Origin of the sequence: Glycomyces sp. NPDC049804, assembly GCF_040674615.1 — a bacterium.
In the GTDB taxonomy this organism is placed as follows: Bacteria; Actinomycetota; Actinomycetes; order Mycobacteriales; family Micromonosporaceae; genus Glycomyces; species Glycomyces niveus.
In genome coordinates this window covers 311,820-324,615 of record NZ_JBFAMQ010000006.1, presented here as the reverse complement: position 1 = coordinate 324,615, position 12,796 = coordinate 311,820, and the positions used below count along the sequence as shown (strand labels likewise).

Annotated in this window: 14 protein-coding genes; 8 read left to right on the top strand and 6 right to left on the bottom strand. The window is 70.3% G+C overall.

All coding sequences use genetic code 11. The features are described 5' to 3' along the window. Positions 1-157: 157 nt before the first annotated feature. From AB0K52_RS12600 to AB0K52_RS12590, 3 genes are all read right to left on the bottom strand, one after another. Positions 158-2,461: a heavy metal translocating P-type ATPase gene (locus AB0K52_RS12600; RefSeq protein WP_363530344.1), complete on the bottom strand. Its 2,304-nt coding sequence runs from the start codon at positions 2,459-2,461 to the stop codon at positions 158-160. Between the two features lie 112 nt (positions 2,462-2,573). Further along, positions 2,574-3,644 (bottom strand): galactose-1-phosphate uridylyltransferase, encoded by a 1,071-nt coding sequence (gene galT / locus AB0K52_RS12595; RefSeq protein WP_363530341.1) that lies wholly within the window; start codon positions 3,642-3,644, stop codon positions 2,574-2,576. Then, positions 3,641-5,083 (bottom strand): glycosyltransferase, encoded by a 1,443-nt coding sequence (locus AB0K52_RS12590; RefSeq protein WP_363530338.1) that lies wholly within the window; start codon positions 5,081-5,083, stop codon positions 3,641-3,643. The genes galT and AB0K52_RS12590 overlap by 4 nt, the downstream gene beginning before the upstream one ends. Positions 5,084-5,408: 325 nt before the next feature. Between AB0K52_RS12590 and AB0K52_RS12585 the strand changes: the two genes are divergently transcribed. Beyond that, a complete protein-coding gene (locus AB0K52_RS12585) occupies positions 5,409-5,873 on the top strand; it encodes a universal stress protein (protein WP_363530335.1) in 465 nt (154 codons plus the stop codon). Between the two features lie 123 nt (positions 5,874-5,996). On the opposite strand, the gene AB0K52_RS12580 is transcribed toward AB0K52_RS12585, so the two are convergent. Continuing rightward, positions 5,997-6,440, bottom strand: coding sequence for a universal stress protein (locus AB0K52_RS12580; protein ID WP_363530332.1), 444 nt, complete (start codon positions 6,438-6,440; stop codon positions 5,997-5,999). 135 nt (positions 6,441-6,575) lie between these two features. On the opposite strand from AB0K52_RS12580, the gene AB0K52_RS12575 reads away from it, so the two are divergent. Beyond that, complete coding sequence (locus AB0K52_RS12575; protein ID WP_363530329.1) at positions 6,576-7,352, top strand: glucose 1-dehydrogenase; 777 nt, start codon at positions 6,576-6,578, stop codon at positions 7,350-7,352. Positions 7,353-7,506: 154 nt separating this feature from the next. Then, entirely contained in the window at positions 7,507-7,944 is a 438-nt protein-coding gene (locus tag AB0K52_RS12570; protein ID WP_363530326.1) for a universal stress protein, read from the top strand. A gap of 40 nt (positions 7,945-7,984) precedes the next feature. Here AB0K52_RS12570 and AB0K52_RS12565 read toward each other — a convergent pair whose 3' ends face one another. Further along, positions 7,985-8,272, bottom strand: coding sequence for a hypothetical protein (locus AB0K52_RS12565; protein ID WP_363530323.1), 288 nt, complete (start codon positions 8,270-8,272; stop codon positions 7,985-7,987). 217 nt (positions 8,273-8,489) lie between these two features. On the opposite strand from AB0K52_RS12565, the gene AB0K52_RS12560 reads away from it, so the two are divergent. From AB0K52_RS12560 to AB0K52_RS12550, 3 genes are read left to right on the top strand one after another with little or no spacing between them, the layout of a single operon-like run. Then, on the top strand, positions 8,490-9,002 hold the full coding sequence (locus tag AB0K52_RS12560; RefSeq protein ID WP_363530320.1) for a hypothetical protein: 513 nt from the start codon (positions 8,490-8,492) through the stop codon (positions 9,000-9,002). A gap of 11 nt (positions 9,003-9,013) precedes the next feature. Next, the gene (locus AB0K52_RS12555; RefSeq protein ID WP_363530318.1) at positions 9,014-9,385 is read left to right on the top strand and encodes a hypothetical protein; all 372 of its coding nucleotides are present in this window, start codon (positions 9,014-9,016) and stop codon (positions 9,383-9,385) included. A gap of 52 nt (positions 9,386-9,437) precedes the next feature. Continuing rightward, entirely contained in the window at positions 9,438-9,881 is a 444-nt protein-coding gene (locus tag AB0K52_RS12550; protein ID WP_363530315.1) for a universal stress protein, read from the top strand. Between the two features lie 25 nt (positions 9,882-9,906). On the opposite strand, the gene AB0K52_RS12545 is transcribed toward AB0K52_RS12550, so the two are convergent. Continuing rightward, positions 9,907-10,272, bottom strand: a complete 366-nt coding sequence (locus AB0K52_RS12545) for an SHOCT domain-containing protein (RefSeq protein ID WP_363530312.1) — start codon at positions 10,270-10,272, stop codon at positions 9,907-9,909. Between the two features lie 204 nt (positions 10,273-10,476). On the opposite strand from AB0K52_RS12545, the gene AB0K52_RS12540 reads away from it, so the two are divergent. Both AB0K52_RS12540 and AB0K52_RS12535 read left to right on the top strand, forming a co-directional pair. Then, positions 10,477-11,784: a hypothetical protein gene (locus AB0K52_RS12540; protein ID WP_363530309.1), complete on the top strand. Its 1,308-nt coding sequence runs from the start codon at positions 10,477-10,479 to the stop codon at positions 11,782-11,784. A gap of 181 nt (positions 11,785-11,965) precedes the next feature. Continuing rightward, positions 11,966-12,634 carry a hypothetical protein gene (locus tag AB0K52_RS12535; RefSeq protein ID WP_363530306.1) on the top strand — a complete coding sequence of 223 codons (669 nt, stop codon included), beginning with the start codon at positions 11,966-11,968 and terminating at the stop codon, positions 12,632-12,634. The last annotated feature ends 162 nt before the right edge of the window (positions 12,635-12,796 follow it).

The following is a 12,796-nucleotide window of genomic DNA, read 5'->3' as shown; positions in this document are numbered from 1 at the left end:
GCCTCCCTTTCGGAATGGCGCTCGGATTTCCCTGGCCCGGTGGGCCACCAGACCGCTGAAAGCCGACCGTCGCGGTCGGCGGGTTCCGATGCTTCCAGTCTGGCAGGCCCTGCCTTGCGCGATAGCCGCTTGGCGAAACGCGGTCGAGGCGGCCGGTTCAGAGCAGACTGAAAGCGTTCTCCTCTTCCTGGGCGTTGTGCAGCCGCATGATCGCGTGCAGACCGTACAGGCCTGCGCGCAGGTCGGTGAGGTCCTCGGGTTCGGGCCGGTCGCGGATGTCGTCGAGGAGGCGTCGCAGGCGACGCACCTGGTGTTCGATCTCGGCGTGGGTGCGGCTGAGCGCACCGACCGGGTCGGGTCCGAGCGCGCGGGCGATGATCGGCAGGAGCTGCTCCTCCTCGGCTCGTTCATGGGGTAGCAGGTCGCGCTCGAGCCGGTCGAGCAGCTCACGCGCCCGGTTCAGGCCGGTGTCGGTGGCGGAGAGGTCGTCGGCGACGGCCCGGATCTGTTCGATCTGCGGGATGAGGGCGTTGTGCTGCTCGAACAACCGCCGGGCCGCAGTGCGGTCGGCCTCCGAGAGAACGACGGTGTGGGTTCGTCCGGGGAGCAGTACCGCCAGCGCCATCATGATGGCGGCGACGTCGATGACTTCCTGCAGGACGGCGCCCACGGTAGGTGTCAGGAGGCCCGCGGCGGCGAGCGCCATGGCCGCGGCGGAGAGCCCCATGCCGGTTCCGGCCGCGCGGCGGGCGATCCGACGGCTGCGGCGTGCGATGAGGATCGCGTCAGCCAGGCCGTCGACGCGGTCGGAGGTGAGCACGACGTCGGCGGCTTCGGCCGAAGCCGTCGCACCCCGGGCGGCGAGGGCGACCCCGGCGCCCGCGGCGGCAAGAGCGGGAGCGTCGTTGATGCCGTCGCCGATCATGATCGTCGGGGCCCGGGACTGCTCGTCTTGGACGATCGCGAGTTTCTCGGCGGGGTCGCGGTCGGCGTAGACGGCGTCGATCCCCACGATCCGTCCTACGGATTCGGCGATGTCGGCTCGGTCGCCGCTGATGAGCACGGTCCGCTGGATGCCGGCCTGTCGCAGCGCGCGCATCATCCGTGGCGCTTCGGCGCGCAACGGGTCGGTGAGCAGGAGGACTCCTGCGGGCCGCCCGTCGACGGCGACGAAGACCGTCAGCGATCCGTCTGCGGCGGCCCGTCGCCTTGCCCGACGGAGCCAAGCAGGAATCGGGTGGTCGCCGATGATCCAGGTGGCCTTGCCGAGGCGGATGTCGCGGCCGTCGACGTTGCCGCGAAGGCCGTAGCCGGGCACTTCTTCGACTCCGGACACCGGGGTGAGGGCGAGGCCGCGGTCGCGGGCGGCGGTGACGATCGCGGCGGCCAGGACGTGCGCGGAGGACTGGTCGAGTGACGCGGCGAGGCGGAGGAGGTCGTCGCCGTCCGTGTTCTCGGCGGTGATCACTTCGCTGATTGCGGGGTGCCCGCGGGTGAGGGTTCCGGTCTTGTCGAACAGGAGCACCCGCCCGTCGGCGAGCTGTTCGAGGGCGGCTCCGCCTTTGACGATGACGCCGTGGCGCGACGCGCGGGAGAGGCCGGACATGATCGCGATGGGGGCGGCCAGCAGCAGGGGGCAGGGGGTCGCGACCACGAGCACCGCGACGGCTCGCACGGGGTCGCCGGAGAAGAACCATGCCAGGCCCGCGACGGCGAGGGTCAGCGGCACGAACGCCACGGCGAAGCGGTCGGCGAGGCGCACGAACGGCGCCGTTGACGCCTGGGCCTGCTCGACCAGTCGCAGCACACCGGTGTAGGCGGATCGGCTCGCGGTTTCGGTCGCGATCATCCGGGCGGGGCGTCCGGCGTTGACGACGCCGCTGCGCACGTCGCCGCCTGCGTGCCGCTCGACCGGCATCGGCTCGCCGGACAGCGCGGACTCGTCGAACGAAGTGGGTTCGAGGAGGCGGCCGTCGACCGGCACGATCTCGCCCGTGCCGACGAGGAGGTGGTCGCCGACGGCGACCTCGGCCACGGGGATCTCGTGGACGCCGTCGTGGTCCTCGCGGCGGGCGATCCGTGGCGCCCGCGTCGCCAGGGCGCTCAGCTCCCGTTCGGCGCGCGCGGAGGCCCTGGCTTCGAGGACGCCGCCGGTGAACAGCATGACCGCGATGATCGCGCCGGCGAGGGGTTCGCGTACGAGCAGGGCGCCGACGAGGGCCAGCCAGGCGACGATGTCCACGGACGGCTGCCGGTGGCGCAGGGCCACCGCGATCGTGAATGTGGAGTGGATCAGGCCGAGCCCGGTCGCGGCGACCCATAGGCCCGCCGCGGTTGCTTCGGCGCCTGCGATCGCGAATGCGACGCCCGCGAGCAGCAGTGCGGTCGCCGTGAGGAGCAGCAGCGCGTCGCGGTGGGTTCGTGACCTGTCGAGGAGCTGCCTGGGCCCTGCGGAATCCATGCCGTCTTCCCTTCGACTCCATGATCGCACTGATAGGACCCGTCCCGGCGCGTCCGCGCCAGGGAGCCGATGGCTGAGCCCGCGGGTGCGGTTCCCGCGGGCAGCGTCCGCTTCAGGCTGGGCGCGAGTCGGCGCCCTGGGGCCGGGAGGCGCCGAGCGCGCCTCTGAGTCGAGCTGCCGCGTATTCGGGTGGCACGGGGTTGACCGCTATCCCCGTGCCCAGCTCGAATCCGGCCGTCGTGGTGAGCCGCGGGAGCACGTCGAGATGCCAGGAGAAGCGTTCGGCGCGCTCTGCACCGCAAGGGGCGCTCAGGACCAGGTAGTTGTAGGGGACATCGCCCAGCAGTGCGCGCAGCGCAGCGAGGAGGCGGCGGACCGTTCGGGCGGTCGCGGCCAGCGTCGCGTCCGATACGTCCGCGAACGACGCTTCGTTCTCGCGCGGCAGCACGCGCACCGCGTAGGGGGCGGTGGACGCGAAGGGGGCGAGGGCGACCACCTGATCGAGTTCGGCGACGACGCGGGTGCCGTCGGCCAGCTCAGCGGTGGTGACATCGGTATGGAGGCTGCTGCCGCGGTCATCGTGGTAGGCGCGGGCGATGTCGAGCCGCTGTCGATGGCGCGGCGGGACGACGGGGAGCGCGGCGATCTGGGAATGCGGGTGGCGCAGGGAGGTTCCCGCGGCGGTGCCGTGGTTGCGGAAGGGCAGCACGAGGCCGCCCGGCCAAGTGTCGCGCAGCGCCCGGGACCGGTCGCGGTAGGCGTCGAAGACGGCCGTGACGGCGGCGTCGTCGAGGTCGGGCAGGTCGAGGTCGTGGTGCGGCGACTCGATGACGACCTCGTGCGAGCCGGTGCCGTCGGCCGTGATGAACGGGCCGCCGAGGCGGCGCCGGGTCAGCCCCGGCCTGGCCGCCAGGAGGGGGAAGCGGTTGGGCACCACTCGGACCGACCAACCCTCGCCCGCGCTGCGCCACACCTCCCCCGGGGTTCGGTCCTCGTTGCCGGGGCAGAAGGGGCAGTCCGGGTCGGTGGCCGAGTCCTGCGGTTCGGCGGCCGGTTCGGGCGTCCGGTGCGGGCGGAGGGCGCGCCTCGGGGCGATGAGGACCCAGTCTCGGGTGAAGGGATCCTGCCGCAGTTCGGGAACCGGCTCGGCCGCTCCGCTTTCATCCTTCGGGGCCCACTTCATCGCCCGCCCCGCAGTGCCGTGCGAAGGAACAGGTGCGGGTTCTCCGCGAACTCCCGCGCGCAGGACGCCGAGCAGAAGCGGTACTGCCTTCCGTCATGGCTCACCTGGTGCTCGGCCCGGGGGCCGAGCCGCATCCCGCACACCGGGTCGCGGTCCTCACCGCTCACCGCTGCCGCCGCCGGTGTGCGCGGCGGCGTGGGGACCTGCTCGAGCAGGTCCGCGTAAAGGCGGAGCTCGTCACCGATGAGACGGGGCAGCAGGAACCGACGCCGGACCCGTTCGCGCCCGGCGAGCGCGAGGTCGCGCCTTGCTTCGCGATCGCTCAGCAGGTCCAAGACGCGCTCGGCGCACGATTCGATGTCGTCGACCAGGTAACCGCCGACACCGTCGGCCAGCTGCAGCGGAATGCCGCCCGCCCGGCCCGCGACGACTGGGGTGCCCTTCCAGATCGCCTCGGTCACCACCAGTCCGAACCCTTCGCGCAGCGACTTCTGGATCACCACGTCGGCATGGCGCTGGAAGGCGTTGACTTCGATGTTGCCCACACCGGTGAGGTTGGTGAACAGGTAGATGTCGGGGTCGTCGGCCGCATCGGTGCTGATCTCGCGGTAGACCTGCCAGCCCTGGGGGTCGTCGAGCGCCATCGAGCCGACCAGTGCCAGTTGGACGTGCGGCATGCGGCGCTTGACGATCCGGTAGGCGGCGATCACGCCGAGCGGGTCCTTCCAGTGGTCGAACCTGGACACCTGCACCAGCAAGGGCCGGGTGACGTCGACGCCGATCCAGTCGAGCACCTCGGTCGCGAGCGCGTCGTCGAGGTTGAGGTTCTTGGGGCTGATCGGGTCGATGGCGGGAGGGATGACCTCCACGCGGCGGGGCGGCGCGTCCGGCGGGGCGAACGAGCCGAGGGTGTACACCGCGGCGTCGTACTCGCTCAGCAGCGGCTTGAGCCTCTCGAGCACCGCCGGGTCGGGTGCCGAGCTGTCGATGTGGCAGCGCCAGACCCACACCGCGTCGCGCCGACCCACGAGGTTGCGCAGCATGAGCGGTTGCGGGTCGTGCACGACGACGATGTCGTAGGACTCAGCGACATGGGCGGCCGCCTTCGCCGAAGTCCGCTCGTAGATCTCCCACTCCGCCCGGGTGACGCCGCGCGTGCCGCCTTGGAGGGCGTTGTGGATCGCTTTGGTCACCGAGAAGAACTCATTGGAGCCGGGGATGGTCTTCCACCTCGCGACGATGCCCAGGTCGCGCAGGAGCGGGATCTCCGACCGCAGGATCTCTGCCACGCCGCCGCCGTAAGCGGTGGCGTTGAGGTGCAGCACGCGCAGCCCCTGGAGGCTCCGCGCCAACCGGCGCAGTTCGTCCACCGCCTCATCGCCCGCACTGGCACGGTAGGTGTCCAGGCTGCTTCGGCCCACTGCGACGTTCTGAAGCATCGCGATTCGCCTCCGGCGCCCGTGCCGCCGAGCCCGCACGCTGCGAGGCGGCTCACGTGGCTGGTCTTGATTCTCACCCTGGACGGTGCGCTGGAAGCCCGCTTCGGCCGGTTGTCCGAATTCGAGCGGATCGCCGGGCCGGGGCGTGCCAGACCGCCTCCACGTTGTTGCGTCCTCACCGTGGGCGGATGTCGTGCCGTATGGGGGTTCACCTGCCCCAGGCCGGCTCGCAGCAGGTACCAAGGCGGAAGGGCTCCTGGGGGCTTTGCCGCTACCGGTACCGCGGCGCTCGCACTCGGGTTAGGGTCCGGGAAGGAGGGCCGTTATGTCCGATCGTGAGACAGCGCACGGGATCATCGTGGTGGGCGTGGACGGATCGACGTCGTCGCGCGAGGCGCTGGAGTGGGCCGTCCGGCAGGCCGGCGTGACCGGAGCGAAGGTCGTCGCAGTACAGGCCTGGCTGGCGCCCACCGACTACGCCACCGGTGGACTGCTGGTCCCCGAGGAGGAATGGGCGACCGAGGCGGAAGCATCGCTGGCGTCCCTCGTCTCCCATGTCGCGGCCGACCAGCCGCAGGTGGAGATCGAGCAGCGGGTCGTCAAGGGGCACCCGGCCGCGGCACTGGTGGAAGCGGCCCGGGACGCCGACTTGCTGGTCGTGGGCAGCCGGGGTCACGGCGGGTTCACCGGGACACTGCTCGGCTCGGTGAGTCACCACGTCTTGCACCGCGCCGGCTGTCCGGTCGTGGTCGTCCGCGGCACTGACGCTCCGGTGGGACCGTCGCACTGAAGTCCGCCCGCCTGCCGTCGGTCGGGTTCTTTGCCGGTGCCGGCCAGGCGCGACTGCACCTCGATGTGCAACGCCGCAGCCCGGCGGGTTCGGGCAACGAGGGGGGATCAGGTTGACCCGGCCTCAAGCGTTGTCGTTGACGACGACCACGGGGCAGTTCGCGTATCGGATGCAGTGGAGGCTCACCGATCCGAGCAGCGCGCCGGCGAACGCGCCCCGGCCGCGGCTGCCCACGACCAGCAGATCGGCGTGCTCGGCCTCGTGCAGCAGCACCGCGGCCGGGTGCCCCTCGACGGCTCGCAGCTCGACCGGCACCCGCGGCCGCGCCTCGCAGGCGGGCGCGGCACTCGATTCGAGCGCCGCCTTGGCATCTGCCGCCCATTGGGCGCCCCGCGGGACCAGCGAGCCGGTGCCGTACCCGCTCGGCGCCCTCCAGGCGAGGACGGCCACGACATTCGAACCGGTCCTCTCGGCCTGCGCAAGGGACCACTGGAGCGCGCGCAGCGATGACGCCGACCCGTCGACGCCCACGACGATCGTGCCCACTGCGGCCTTGCGATCGGACATTCCGCCCCCTCGTTCGGACTCTAACCCGGCCGTCCGGGCGGCCACCCCGATAGCGGTGAAGATCCATGCGGGCTCACCGTCTCGGGATCGGCCGATTCCCGAGACGGGAATCCGGCGGCGGGCCACCCTGGGTAGATGGAAGCAGCACCGAAACGTGATACTGAACGGCTGCGGGGGCGGGTCGCGCTGGTGACCGGCGCTGCGAGCGGCATCGGACGGGCGACCGTCGAACGACTGAGCGCCGAGGGCGCCTCGGTGGTCGCGGCCGACATCCAGGACGCCCCCGGGGAGACGATCGCCGCGAACCTGCGTGAACAAGGCGCACGCGCCGTCTTCCAGCACCATGACGTGGCCGACGAAACCTCTTGGCGGTCCTGCGTCGAGCGGGCCCTCACCGAATTCGGCGGTCTCGACATCCTGGTCAACAACGCTGGCATCGGCGATATCGCCACCATCGAGGAGACCACCGCCGACGACTGGGAGCGCACGATCGCCGTCGACCAGACCGGCGTCTTCCTCGGCATGAAGACCGCGGCCGAAGCGCTCAAGCAGTCAGGGCACGGCTCGATCGTCAACATCAGCTCCATCTTCGGCGCCTCAGGCGGGTTCGGAACCTCGCCGGCGTACCACGCCGCCAAAGGCGCGGTGCGGATCCTGACGAAGAACGCGGCCCTGCACTGGGCGAGGGAGGGGGTGCGCGTGAATTCGGTGCACCCCGGCTTCATCGACACCCCGATGCTGCAGGCCGCCAAAGGAACCGAGTACGAGACCGCGATGATCGACCTCACCCCGGTCGGACGCCTGGGCAGGCCCGAGGAAGTCGCGGCTTGCGTGGCGTTCCTGGCCGGCGACGACGCCTCGTTCATCACCGGCTCCGAACTGTACGTCGACGGCGGGTACCTCGCCAGGTAGCGACCGGAGGCCCGGTCGCGGACCGGCGCAGTGCGGCCCCGCGCCGCGGGAAGCTCCGGGAAGTCCCGGCACCGCCGAACTCGATCCGATCGAAACCGTTACTCCGCCGGCAAGGCCGGAGGAGACTGGAGAGGCCCTGTAGAAGGAGGCCCGCATGGAACAGGGAAAACGCGAGCGCGTCATGGTCGGTATCGACGGCTCACCGACGTCGCTTCGGGCGCTGCGTTGGGCGCTGCGGTACGCCGAGCGAACCGGCGCGAGGATCGAAGCGGTCCACGCGTGGCAGATCCCGACCTCCTATGGAGCGCCGGTGGCGGTGCTGCCCGGCGAGGACTTCGCCGCGACGGCCGAGCGAGCACTGAACGCGGCCGTCGACCGGGAACTCAGTGGTCGGGAGAACCTCGACGTGGAGCGCGTAGCCGAGATGGGGTATCCCCCGAAAGTCCTGGTCGAGCGTTCCAAGACGGCCGATCTCCTGGTCGTCGGCAGCAGGGGCCGCGGCGGCTTCGCCGGGACGTTCCTGGGTTCGGTCAGTCTTCACTGCGTCGCGCATGCGGCCTGCCCAGTCGTGGTGGTGCGCGCGAACGACTAAGGCCGGCCCGCCTGCAGCGGGCCTTGCCGGCCCGGCGAGGTCAAGGCAGGTCCGGGTTGCCGCCTTCGAGCCGGGCTCGCGCTTTGTCGTAGGTCGCCGCGTCGATCTCCCCCGCGGCGTAGCGGCGGTCGAGCGTCTCGCGCGGTGTCTCCCGATACGTCGGCATTCGAGCACCGGATTCCTGATGCGATTCGATCGCTCGGCTGATCCTGATCACCGCCCAGACGAACAGCACCAGGACGGCGGCCCAGAACAGCATCATGAAGCCCATCCACCACCAGTCGCCGCCCGACATCTGGTCGTCCTGCCAATTCATCATCGTGCCCACCCCATTGCTGTTATTCGACTCAAATCCACACTGACCCATCCCGAGCGCATATTCTGGAGATCGGGACTATCGAACAGCCTGTGCGAAGCCGGGACTGCACCGCTGAGACGACCATTCGGGACCTTCGCCCTCATTGGAGGCGGAAATTCGTCCCCGTCGTTCCTTCAGAACGGTCGCGGTACTGAAATCGTGCGGTGCACGGCGATAGGAGCCACCGTTGAGTTTCACGAACCATGAGTTCTGGACCCTGGTCCACGGCATGGTCTTCGGTGCGGTCTTCCTGCTGGGGTTCGCGGGAGGCCTCGAAGGCCTGTGGGCGATGCGCCCGCACCAGCTCACCGCCGCCGGGATCCGCTCCCGGGCCCTGCGCCTCAAGATCGGAACGACCGCCATGGCGATCGCCGCCTGGGGCACCGTGCTCACCGGGACCTGGATCGTCTACCCCTGGTACCGGGAGGAGACGCCCGACAGCCCGAAGTCGGTGCTCCTGGCCGACCCCGCGACCGCGGACTGGCACGAGTTCGGCATGGAGTGGAAAGAGCACATCGCCTGGCTGAGCCCGCTGCTGGCCACGACGGTCGCGTTCATCGTCCTCTACTACGGCGCCGGCCTCATCCGCCACGACCGCCTGCGCCGGACCACGCTCGTCCTGTTCGTGCTCGCGTTCGCCGCCGCGGCGGTCGCCGGGCTGTTCGGCGCGCTCATCACCAAGAGCGCGCCCGTCGTCTAGGAGAATGATCCATGACCGTGCAACCGGACGGCGCCGACGCCCCGGTCCCCGAGCTCGAGGGCCGCATCGACAAGCCCGAGGGGCCCATCAAGGCCGCCCTCCTCGCGGTCGGCATCGGCGCCTTCACCCTCGGACTCCTGACCACGTGCGCCGAGGCCAACGAGGCCGTCAAGGACTTCCTCGACTTCTACGGTCCGGTCGGCCCGCTCTCGGGCAAGACCACCGTCACCGTCGTCGTGTGGCTCGTCGTCTGGGGCGTCCTGCACCTGGCGTACCGGAAGCAGGAGGTCGAATCGCGGAAGGCGCTGGCCGTGTCGCTGGTCCTGATCGGACTAGGGTTGCTGGGGACGTTCCCGGTCTTCTTCACGGCGTTCGCACCATGACCTGACCGTCCATGCCACGGCGACGACAAGACTGGAACCTGAGGAGAGGGCAATGTCAGACCGCCTGCATTCGAGCCGCCCGATCGTTGTCGGCGTCGACGGATCGGCCCCGGCACGCAGAGCGCTGGACTGGGCGATGGCATACGCCGAGTTGAAGGGGGCGCCGGTCCTCGCAGTGCGCGCGTGGCAGGTCCCGTTCTCCTCCGGAGTCGACTCGACGGTGATGACGACGACCGAGTACGTGGCAGCCATGCGACGCGACCTCGAGAAAGCGGTCGACGAAGCCGAACTCGAACACCCCCGGGTACACGTCTCCGCCCTCCTCACGGAAGGGCGCCCCGGCCGGGTCCTGGTCGACCAGTCCGAGCACGCCGACCTCCTCGTGGTCGGCAGCCGCGGACACGGCCGCCTGGTAGGCACGGCCATCGGCTCGGTCAGCCAGTACTGCGTCACCCACGGACACGGCCCGGTCCTCGTCATTCGCGACGACGACTAGTACGGGGCGTCCTGCAACCGCGTGACTACGCCGACTGGTGCAGCACTCGCGCTTTCTCGGTCTGAAACTCCTCTTCGGTGAGTTTCCCGCGATCGTGCAGATCGGCGAGCACCCGCAGCTGCTCAGCGGTGTTGTCCGGGCTGTATTTCGCGACGAACGCGCGACTGCCCTCATCGATCGCCTGCCGCTCGGCCGCGGTCGCACCGGCCGGGCGGGCGATGAGATAGATCAGCGTGCCGAAGAAGGGCAGGAGGATCACGACCACGACCCAGAGGGCCTTGAGCCAGCCCTTGAGGTCGTCCCTGCGGAAGACGTCGAACAGCGCGAAGACCCACATCATCACCAGCGGCAGCCAGATCAGCAGCAGCCAGAAGACATCCCAGAACGACATGTCGTCCCCCTCATTCCAGGTGCGGGACATCCTGTCCCGAGAATCCGGTATGTCAAAACCGCGAGGCGCCTTTCGAGAAACCGCGCTTCCGCCCCCGCAGCGCCGGCTTTCTCACTCCGATACGGCATTCGTCGCGCGAAGTCGCTGCGACCAGGCCTCGCGTTCGCTACGTTGGCATCGAATCCCGAACGGTTGGGGGAGCCGGTGGACGATGAGCCTTTGTCGCGGAGCGAGCGTGCCGAGCTGGAGCGGCTGCGCGCCGAGGTCGCGGCGCGCAAACCGCATGCGAGATCCGGCCGTCGTGGCGCGCGCTGGCTCGGCGCCGTGGTGGTGCTGGTACTGGCCGCGCTGATCGGGATGCTGTCGATCGTGGTCGTCTATGCGCGCGACCAGCTGCTCGACACCGACCGCTACGTGGCGACGGTGGCGCCGCTGGCGGAAGACGACGACGTCCGCGCGGCGGTGTCGGCCCGTGTCGCCGACACCGTGAACGAGAAGCTCGACATCGAGTCCTACGTCGACCAGGCCATGGACGCGATCCAGACACGCGGCGCCCCCGAAAGGCTGGACGCGCTGGCCGCGCCGATCGCCTCGGCCCTCGAGGGGTTCGTGGCCGACCAGGTCCACGCCGTCGTCTACAGCGACCGGTTCGCGCAGCTGTGGACGAGTGCCAACACCACCGCCCACGAGGCCGTCGCCGCGATCTTGCGCGGGGAGACCTCCGAGACGCTCCAAGTGCAGGGGGACACGCTCTACATCGACCTCGGACCGCTCGTCGAGCAGGTCAAATCGGCGCTCGTCGACCGGGGCCTGACGATCGCCGAACGGATACCCGCGGTATCGGTGCAGTTCGCCCTCATCGAGGTCCGCGGTCTCGCGAACGCGCAGGGCGCTGCCGAACTGCTTGATGTGCTCGCATGGGCGATGCCGCTGACGGCGATCGCATTGCTGCTCGCAGGCGTCTACATCGCCCCGAACCGGCGCCGGGCGCTCCTGATCGGGGCCGTGCTGCTGGCCGCTGCCATGCTCGTCCTGCTGATCGCGGTGGCCGTCGCGCGGACGATCACGCTCGCGAACCTCCCTGAGGAGGTCCGCTCGCCCGAAGCGGTGGCTTCGGTCTATGACATCGTGGTCCGCTTCCTGACCGCGGGAGCGCAGACCGCCATCGTCGTGGCCCTCATCGTCGCCCTTGCCGCCTGGCTCGCGGGCCCCGGCGTCGGCGCCGCGGCGATCCGCCGGGCGGCCTCCGGGCTCCTCGACCTCGCCGCCACGGGCCTCGCCCGAAGCGGTCTGCCGCTCGGCCCCGTCCCGGCGTTCCTGGTCAGGAACCGGCGGGCCTTGGAATGGGCAGCGGTCGCACTCGCGCTGGTCTGGCTGATCCTGTGGCCGCACCGAGGCGTCTCGGGGGCGCTGTGGGTCACCCTGACACTCGCCGCGGTCGTGGCCGTCATCGAAGTGCTCGCGAGAACGGAACAGCGGAAACAGATGCCACTCACTGCGGCGCACCCCTGAGCCCACGAGTCGCGAGCGGAGGCGGTGACGGGCCAGGCGGGGGCCGCAGCCTCGGCCGGACCTCTGCAGTCGGGATCCTGCTGGGCGGCCTCTGCGGGTTTCCAGTTTTCCGGGATATCCGCGTTGGTGCGACTTAGCCTCAGGAGGTCATTTTCCAACTCTGGAGGGGGCTTTCAAGCCGATGACCATCATCACCACCAAGAAGCAGCAGCGGGCGAGGACCGTTCGCCATGTGACGGCAAGTGTGGCCGCGGGCGCGGTCGTGGGCCTGGCGGTCGCGGGGGTCGCCGTGGCCGCCAAGCGCACTGAGCGGGTCCTGCCCAAACTGCCGGCGCCCGGCGCGACCATCGAGGCCGAACTGATGTCGAAGGGCATCGAACTGAACGTCGCGAACGAGCGGCTCCGCACCGGCCCCCTCCAGGGCCGCGCCGTCTTCGAGATCGAGGAGCACGGGGTCGAACTGGCCGCCGTGCGAACGAAGATCAAGGAGTTCCGGCTCTCTTCCGCCGACGACCGCGGCGAAATCGCCATCACGGTCGAGCCCCGCCAAGGGGCCGAGCGCGAATCCTCGGCGCTGCGGCGCGCGTCCGCCCAGTCGCCCCGCTTCCAGCACACGCTGACGCTCGCGTGCGTCATCACCATCGACAACCCGCGAGCATTCGGGCTGGATGCCGACAAGCCGCTGAAGCTGAAGTCGAAGTTGCCGGTCGAGCTCTCCGGAAAGCCGTTCGGCTTCCCCGACGACCGTGCGCGATACGGGCTCAAGGGCAAGGCCGCCCTTTCGGTGGTGGGGAGCCCGGCCCGCGACGCCTCGCTGGTGAGGTTCCCGTTGCGGATCCAGCAGTTCTAGCGAACAGACGCGGTGCTGCTGGACCCTCGGGTGCAGCAGCACCGCTGGCTCCGCAATGCCCGCGCCGCGCGGTCCCCGGGCCAGTCGAGCGCCGCCATCCCAACAGGGCCGAGTGCGGACCATCGGCTCGCTTCGCTGGAGGCCCCGGACGCGATTGAGCGT

Bases quoted from the DNA above. Each gene is read 5' to 3' on its own strand.
- AB0K52_RS12550 (WP_363530315.1), top strand. From the start codon at position 9,438: ATGTCAGACCGCCTGCATTCGAGCCGCCCGATCGTTGTCGGCGTCGAC.
- AB0K52_RS12580 (WP_363530332.1), bottom strand. From the start codon at position 6,440: ATGTCCGATCGCAAGGCCGCAGTGGGCACGATCGTCGTGGGCGTCGAC.
- AB0K52_RS12545 (WP_363530312.1), bottom strand. From the start codon at position 10,272: ATGTCGTTCTGGGATGTCTTCTGGCTGCTGCTGATCTGGCTGCCGCTG.
- AB0K52_RS12555 (WP_363530318.1), top strand. From the start codon at position 9,014: ATGACCGTGCAACCGGACGGCGCCGACGCCCCGGTCCCCGAGCTCGAG.
- AB0K52_RS12590 (WP_363530338.1), bottom strand. From the start codon at position 5,083: ATGCTTCAGAACGTCGCAGTGGGCCGAAGCAGCCTGGACACCTACCGT.
- AB0K52_RS12585 (WP_363530335.1), top strand. From the start codon at position 5,409: ATGTCCGATCGTGAGACAGCGCACGGGATCATCGTGGTGGGCGTGGAC.
- AB0K52_RS12535 (WP_363530306.1), top strand. From the start codon at position 11,966: ATGACCATCATCACCACCAAGAAGCAGCAGCGGGCGAGGACCGTTCGC.
- AB0K52_RS12570 (WP_363530326.1), top strand. From the start codon at position 7,507: ATGGAACAGGGAAAACGCGAGCGCGTCATGGTCGGTATCGACGGCTCA.
- galT (WP_363530341.1), bottom strand. From the start codon at position 3,644: ATGAAGTGGGCCCCGAAGGATGAAAGCGGAGCGGCCGAGCCGGTTCCC.
- AB0K52_RS12600 (WP_363530344.1), bottom strand. From the start codon at position 2,461: ATGGATTCCGCAGGGCCCAGGCAGCTCCTCGACAGGTCACGAACCCAC.
- AB0K52_RS12575 (WP_363530329.1), top strand. From the start codon at position 6,576: ATGGAAGCAGCACCGAAACGTGATACTGAACGGCTGCGGGGGCGGGTC.